Source organism: Phaeobacter sp. HF9A (assembly GCF_011806385.1).
Classification (GTDB): Bacteria; Pseudomonadota; Alphaproteobacteria; order Rhodobacterales; family Rhodobacteraceae; genus Epibacterium.
Genome location: NZ_JAATOX010000162.1, coordinates 1 through 7,030 on the forward strand (window position 1 = coordinate 1; position 7,030 = coordinate 7,030).

The window sequence follows — 7,030 nt, forward strand, 5'->3', positions numbered from 1 at the left end:
CGTCCTTGAGTACATAGCCCACGGCGCCGTGGCTCAGCGCGGTGGAGATATATTCCGGGCTGTCATGCATGGAGAGGATCAGCACCCGGGTTTCGGGGCGGCGCTCAAGGATCATCTCGGTGGCGCTGAGCCCGCCGATGTCGGGCATGTTCAGGTCCATCAGGATCACATCAGGGCAGAGCGTTTCGGCCAGGGCAATGGCATCGCGCCCACCGGAGGCTGCGCCGACCACGTCGATATCGGCATAGCTTTCCAGAATGGACTGGATGCCTTCGGCGACCATCGGGTGGTCATCGGCGATCAGCACACGGGTCTTGGCGGTCATTTGTCTTCCTTCCGGTCGCCCGTTTGTCCTTGTTGCTGCGCTGTCATCTGGTGCCAGGCTCGGGTTGGCGCGGGGTCTGGCTTTCGTCGCCTGGCGGGAGCAGGTGACTGAGCGGCAGTCTCGCCTCGATTACGGTGCCGCCGCCTGCCGGGGCGCTGGCGTTGGGGGAGGCGGGGCGAGATGACAGAATACGCAGGCTGCCGTCAAGCTGTTCCATCCGTTCCTGCATGTTGCGCAGGCCGATCCCCGGGCCGCTGCGGCTTTGTTCCGAGGGCAGGCCGACGCCATTGTCGGTGATCCGCATGGTGGCGCCATTGGCATGGCCGCGCAGATCCATGGTGACCCGGGTTGCGCCGGAGTGGCGTTCGATATTCATCAGCGCTTCTTGAGCCACGCGGTAGAGGGCGATCTTGGATTCCTGGTCCAATCGGTTGCGAAACACCACGGTGGTGAATTCGGTCTCGATACCGGTGCGGGCGGCGAAATCATCCGTCAGCGCCTTGAGCGCCGGACCAAGCCCCAGGTCATCCAGCACCCCGGGCCGCAGATCGCGGCTGATCCGGCGTACCTCTGAAATCGCGGTGGCCAGCCCGCCAACGCCTTTGTCCAGCGGCGGCTGAACCCGATCATAATCGCCGCCCGCGATGCGGTGTTTTACGGTTTCCAGCGCATAGCGCACCCCGACCAGCAGCTGGCTGATGGAATCGTGCAATTCGCGCGCCACCCGGCCGCGCTCTTCTTCCTGGGCGTCAAACACCCGCTGGGTCAGCTCTTTCAGCTTCGCATCCGCCAGCCTCCGCTCGCGAATGTTCAGCACCATGCCGGAGGTAAAGACCAGAAGCAGCGCCACCAGGGTGATCGCCCCTATATAAAGGAACGTGTGCCGCACCCGCTGTTCCACCTCGGCGCGCGAGCTGGCGATCGAGGCGATTACATCGTCGATGAAAACGCCGGTGCCGATCGCCCATCGCCAGTCTTGCAGCCCGACCACATAGGCGATCATCTGCGCCTCTTCCCCGGTCGAGGGTTTTTCCCACATGAAACTGTGCCAGCCGGCGCCCTGGCGGGCAATTTCGATGAAACGGTCCACCACCGGCACGCCATTGCTGTCGCTGAGGCCGCTCCAGTTGCGATTGATAAATTCGGTCTGGCGCGGGCTGACCAGATTGTTGCCGTCGTAGTCATAGACAAAGAAAAAGCCATCCTTGCCATAGATCATCGCGCTGAGCATCTGGGTGACGCGTTTCTTGGCCTCTTGGTCGTCGAGGCCCGCAGGGCCGTAGACATGCATGAACCCGTTCCGCGCCTGGGTGACATAGTTTCTGAGTTCGGCCTTCTTCGCCTCGATCAGCTGATGTTCCAGCACGCGGATTTCACGGTCGGCCATCGAGCGGGACTGAAAGGCCACCAGGGCGGCAATGGCGAAACAGGCCACGATCAGCGGCAGCGTCGCCAGAAGCGACAGTTTCTGGGCATAATTGGGCCGGAACAGGAACCGGATCATTGCAAGCGTCCCGCAATTGTCCGCCGGCGCGGGGCGGGGATGAGGTGGGTGACGAATCGTTACGGCAAGCGGGGCACGAATCAAACCCCGGATCGTGGAAAACGCGAGCGGAAATCATGTGATAGCGCCATCGCGCCGAGATCTTATTTCGCAAATGATGACCAGTTGGGCAAAAAAGCGCCGTGTCTACGCAGTAATTGGTATTCACATGTTTCCCCGGCTGAGTAGGCTTGCACCACTTTACGACGGCCGCGTGAAGACAAGCGTGACAGCGCATCGCGGCGGCCAGGCTTTTTTGGGAGGAAAAGAATATGGATCGTCGATCCTTTCTGAAGACATCTGCTATGGGCGGCACCGCCGCTGCTGCATCCGCTGCTCTGGCCGCTCCGGCCTATGCACAGGGCAAACGCACCCTGACCATGGTCACCACCTGGGGCCGTGGCCTTGCCGGTGTGCATGATTCCGCGCAGCGCGTGGCCGACAGCATCACCGCCATGACCGATGGCGACCTGACCGTTGACCTCAAGGCCGCTGGCGAACTCGTTGGCGCATTTGAAGTTTTTGACGCCGTGACCTCTGGTCAGGCCGATATGTACCACGGTGCCGACTATTACTTCGTGGGTCAGCACCCGGCCTACGCCTTCTTCACCGCCGTGCCCTTCGGCATGACCGCGCAGGAACTGGCCAACTGGTACTATCAGGACGGCGGCATGGAGCTGCACGACGAGCTGGGTCAGATCTTTGGTCTGAAATCCTTCCTCGGCGGCAACACCGGCGCGCAGGCGGGTGGCTGGTTCAACAAGGAAATCAACAGCCCCGATGATTTCAACGGCCTCAAGTTCCGCATGCCGGGTCTGGGCGGCAAGGCGCTGGGTAAACTGGGCGCCTCCGTGCAGAACATTCCGGGGTCCGAAGTGTATCAGGCGCTGTCCTCCGGCGCGATCGACGGCACCGAGTGGATCGGCCCCTGGGCAGATGAAAAAGCCGGCTTCCAGGAAATCACCAAGACCTATTACACCGCTGGCTTCCACGAGCCGGGCGCGGGTCTCTCCGTGGCCACCAACCGGGACGTCTTTGAAAGCCTGTCCCCGGCGCATCAGAAAATCGTCGAGATCGCAGCCGCCGAGGGTCACCAGTGGAACCTCAGCCAGTTCCTCGCCAACAACGGTGCGGCGCTGCAACGTCTGCAAGCGGGCGGCGTGAAGGTCATGGAATTCCCCGACAGCGTTTGGGACGCCTTCGGTGCGGCCTCCGCGGAAGTGCACCAGGAAAACATGGGCGACGAACTCTACAAGAAGATCTACGACAGCGCCATGGCGTCGATGAAGTCTTCTTCCGGCTGGATCAAGGAGTCCTCCGGCACCTATGTGGCGCAGCGCGACCGCGTTCTGGGCTAAACGTCCCTCAGGGATATGACACGGATCCCCCGCAACGCAGCGGGGGATCTCTTTTGCACTTGCGGTCGCTGGCCCGCATCCCTGGCATGCCGCCAGGCGATGCGCCCGACTGCCTGCTGAACTTCCGGGGGAGCCATGCAGGACGACATGAGTATTTCCTTTTTTGGCGCGGTTGGTGGCTTCCTGTGGTGGCTGATCCAGAATATTTTTGGCGCCTTTTACAATCTCGGCTATGCCATCACCCATCCCGAGCTTTGGCTCGATTGGCTGACTTGGGCAGGCACCACCGAGGACAAGCAATCGGTGATGCGCTTTGTCTATTACGGTGGCTCGGTCGAGTTCTTCTTTGTTGTGTTCACCATCTTTCTCGTGCTGACGGCGATCGGGATGTATTTCCGGGGCTTCATGTGGAGCATCGTGCGCGGCCTTGAGGGCATGGCCAATACGCTGGGGCGCTTCTTTGCCTGGGCGGGGCTGTTGATGGTGGTGCAACAGATCATCATCGTATTCATGCAGCGGGTCTTTGCCCGTCCCGACATGAGCTTTGGTCTGGGGATCGCGCTGGACAAGGACATCTCCTGGTACGCCGAGGAGTTGAAATTCTATAACGCCCTGGTGGTCTGTTTCTGCGTCACCTACACCTTTGTGCAGGGCGGCCATGTGCGGGTGGACCTGATCTATGCGGGCATTTCGCATCGCGCCAAACGCGTGGTCGATATGGTCGGTTCGCTGATCTTCATGATGCCGGTGGCGGTGCTGACCTGGATGTATGGCTGGTATTTCCTCTGGCGCCACCTGATCGTGCCGAAACCCTCCGCCTCGGATGCGCTGGAGCGACTGGTGATGAAAGCCCGCGCCATGCGTTGGAACGTGGAGACCATCGGCTTCTCGCCCAACGGCTTCAACGGGTATTTCCTGTTCAAGATCCTGCTGGTGACATTTGCCGGGCTGGTGTTCCTGCATGCGGTGGCCTTCTTCTACCGCTCCTTCCTCGAATTCATCGAGGGCGAGGAAGCGGAAGGGAAATACATCGACAAGGACACGCTTGGCGAAGGTGAAGAAGCCTATGAAGGCGCTCATTAACTAAGGGACAGCTCACATGCTATTCGGACTTGATGGCGTCGAAATCGGCCTGATCATCGTCTTTCTTTGCCTCTTTGGGGGCATTCTTTCCGGCTTTCCGGTGGCCTTTGCCATCGGCGGGGCCGGGGTTATCGCCTTTGGCATCATTGCCGCGCTCGACAGCGCCGGGATCCTGATACATCAGGCCATCGACACGTCGAGCCAGGCCTATTCGGATATCGTCAATTCGGGCGTCAGGCCCGATACGATCTCGATCTTCCGATACCCGGATCTGCCGAGACTGGCCGAGCCGGTCTTTGCCCAGGGCTGGGAGACGGCGATGGATCGCAACGTCTCCTTCATCGTGAACCGCATCAACGAGCGGGTGCTGGCGGGGGCCTCGATCGAGACGCTTCTGGCGGTGCTGATGTTCGTGCTGATGGGCATCACGCTGGAACGCTCCAAGATCGCCAATGACCTTTTGACCACCATGGCGCGGGTGTTTGGTCCGCTGCCCGGCGGTCTGGCGGTGTCGATTGTGGTGGTGGGGGCCTTCCTGGCCGCCTCGACCGGGATCGTTGGCGCAACCGTGGTGACCATGGGGCTCCTGGCGCTGCCGACCATGCTGCGCAACAATTACTCGCCCGAGCTGGCGACCGGGGTGATTGCGGCCTCGGGCACATTGGGGCAGATCATTCCGCCCTCGATCGTGATTGTTCTGCTGGGCACGCTGGCGGGGGATCTCTATTCCACCGCGCAAGAAAATCGTGCGATCGAGGCGGGCTGTTCCGACGCGCTGACCTATCTGGGCGAGCCGGCGGTGGTGTCGGTGGGCACGCTGTTTCAGGCGGCGCTCCTGCCGGGGATCCTGCTGGCGCTGCTCTATGCGCTTTACGCCTTTGGCTATGCGCTTCTGAATCCGCACAAGGCCCCGGCTGTCACCATGGGCGCGGCCAGCGAAGAGCCGATCACCCGCGGCGAGGGGCTGACCTGGTTCCTTGGCGTTCCGGCGGCGCTGATCGTTGGCACCGTGCTGCTGGGCAGCGTCGGTCTTGTCGGCAGTCAGAGCACCACGGTTTCGGCCTTCTCGGATGCTGGTCAAACGGCAAGCCTGCGCACCAATGTCGGCCCGGACTGCCAGGCGGCGATGATCGACCTGCATGGTCAGGCCGCATGGGATACCGCCGTGGCCGAACAGGCCGCGATCGATGCGGCGGGCGGCGTGCAACAGGCGCAGAAGCTGTCTGAGGAAGATCTGGCCGCCGCGCAGGACGCCAAGATCGCCAATGCCGCCCCGATCGGCAAAGGCATCGCGGTGCTGATCGTGCTGCTGGGCCTGACCCTGGCCGTTGGGCGCGGTGTTGCGCCCTCGCGCGATGGCAAGCCCCTGATCCTGGGCGCGATCGGCCTCTTGCTGCTGGCGCTTGTCGATGTGGTGGCGATCGGCCCGACCACATCCGCCTCGGCCACGGTGGCCTGGATGCTGCTGCCCACCGCGCTGGCGCTTTATGGTGCCAAGACGGCGGCGGCACGCTGTGCGCGCAATGATCTGATCCGGGTGGTGTTCCCGCCGCTGGTGCTGATCGTGGCGGTGCTCGGCTCGATCCTTGGCGGTATTACCAACCCGACGCCCGCCGCGGCGCTGGGGGCGGGGGGGGCCATCATGCTGGCCGCCTATCGCAGGCTGAAGGATGAGGGAAAAACCGGCAATGTGATCATCTATGCCACCTTTGCCGTGGTATTGGCGATCCTGACCGGGGTGAACTTTGACCTTCGGATCAATCAGGAGGTGGTCCCGGCAGAAAGCTATCTGGCCTTCTTCTTTGCCTATGGCTGCTACCTGTTTGCGCTTTATGGTCTGCTTTATGGCTGCTGGGTGCTGTTCAAGGGCGGGGTGATGACGCCGATCGTGCGGGAAACTGCCAAGGTGACCTCGATGGTCTTCACCATCCTCATCGGCTCGCAGCTGCTGAACCTGGTGGTGATCTCCTTTGGCGGCGAACACTATATCCAGCAGTTCCTGAAGAGCTTTGATAATGAGCTGACGGTCTTTTTGATCGTGATGATGGTGTTGTTCTTCCTGGGCTTCGTGCTCGATTTCCTGGAGATCATCTATATCGTCATCCCGATCGTGGGGCCGGTGATCTATGGGGGCTCGTTCGATCCCAAATGGGTGACCATCATGATCGCGGTGAACTTGCAGACCTCCTTCCTGACGCCACCCTTTGGCTTTGCGCTGTTCTATCTGCGCGGCGTGGCGCCACGGGAGGTCACGACGGGGCATATCTATCGCGGCGTGCTGCCCTTCGTGCTGATCCAGGTGCTGGGGCTGGCGATCCTGTGGTTCTTCCCGGCGATCGTGACCATCGTTCCGGCCTTGATCCCGAACTGACCTTTGCCTGTTCTGGCAAACGGGAAGGGCCCCTTGCGGGGCCCTTTCTTGATTCTTGGGGGACGGGGCGCTGCCCCTCTTGGCCTGCGGCCAATTCACCCCGGGATGTATAGAGTTAGAAGAAGTTATTTGAGCTCCAGCAGATCCCAGCGGTTGCCGAAGGGATCGCGCCAGACCGCGACGGTGCCATAGGGCTCATGGCGCGGGGCTTCCTCGAATTCGACACCGGCGGCCAACATGGCGGCGTGATCGCGGGTGAAATCATCGGTGCAGAGGTAATCCCCCCCGATCTTAAGGGGATGCGGAAGTAGAATTTTCTCGGCAGGATGAACGAGGAGATTCCGATGAAG

Annotated in this window: 6 protein-coding genes; 3 read left to right on the plus strand and 3 right to left on the minus strand. The window is 61.5% G+C overall.

Going from position 1 to position 7,030, the window contains the following annotated elements; translation table 11 throughout:
• Together HCZ87_RS18890 and HCZ87_RS18895 are read right to left on the minus strand one after the other, a co-directional pair.
• The coding region (locus tag HCZ87_RS18890; protein WP_167646354.1) for a response regulator transcription factor at positions 1 to 325 on the minus strand (325 nt) is incomplete at its 3' end.
• Between the two features lie 43 nt (positions 326 to 368).
• Complete coding sequence (locus tag HCZ87_RS18895; protein ID WP_167646356.1) at positions 369 to 1,829, minus strand: cache domain-containing protein; 1,461 nt, start codon at positions 1,827 to 1,829, stop codon at positions 369 to 371.
• 311 nt (positions 1,830 to 2,140) lie between these two features.
• Here HCZ87_RS18895 and HCZ87_RS18900 point away from each other — a divergent pair, with 311 nt between their 5' ends.
• The 3 genes from HCZ87_RS18900 to HCZ87_RS18910 all read left to right on the plus strand — a co-directional run bounded on the left by HCZ87_RS18900 (position 2,141) and on the right by HCZ87_RS18910 (position 6,680).
• On the plus strand, positions 2,141 to 3,226 hold the full coding sequence (locus HCZ87_RS18900; protein WP_167646358.1) for a TRAP transporter substrate-binding protein: 1,086 nt from the start codon (positions 2,141 to 2,143) through the stop codon (positions 3,224 to 3,226).
• A 135-nt stretch (positions 3,227 to 3,361) separates the two neighbouring features.
• Positions 3,362 to 4,309 (plus strand): TRAP transporter small permease subunit, encoded by a 948-nt coding sequence (locus HCZ87_RS18905; protein WP_167646360.1) that lies wholly within the window; start codon positions 3,362 to 3,364, stop codon positions 4,307 to 4,309.
• A gap of 16 nt (positions 4,310 to 4,325) precedes the next feature.
• Positions 4,326 to 6,680, plus strand: a complete 2,355-nt coding sequence (locus HCZ87_RS18910; RefSeq protein ID WP_167646363.1) for a TRAP transporter large permease subunit — start codon at positions 4,326 to 4,328, stop codon at positions 6,678 to 6,680.
• Positions 6,681 to 6,805: 125 nt separating this feature from the next.
• On the opposite strand, the gene HCZ87_RS18915 is transcribed toward HCZ87_RS18910, so the two are convergent.
• Positions 6,806 to 7,030, minus strand: a 225-nt coding sequence (locus HCZ87_RS18915; protein WP_368484149.1) for a VOC family protein, incomplete at its 5' end; no start/stop codon positions are given.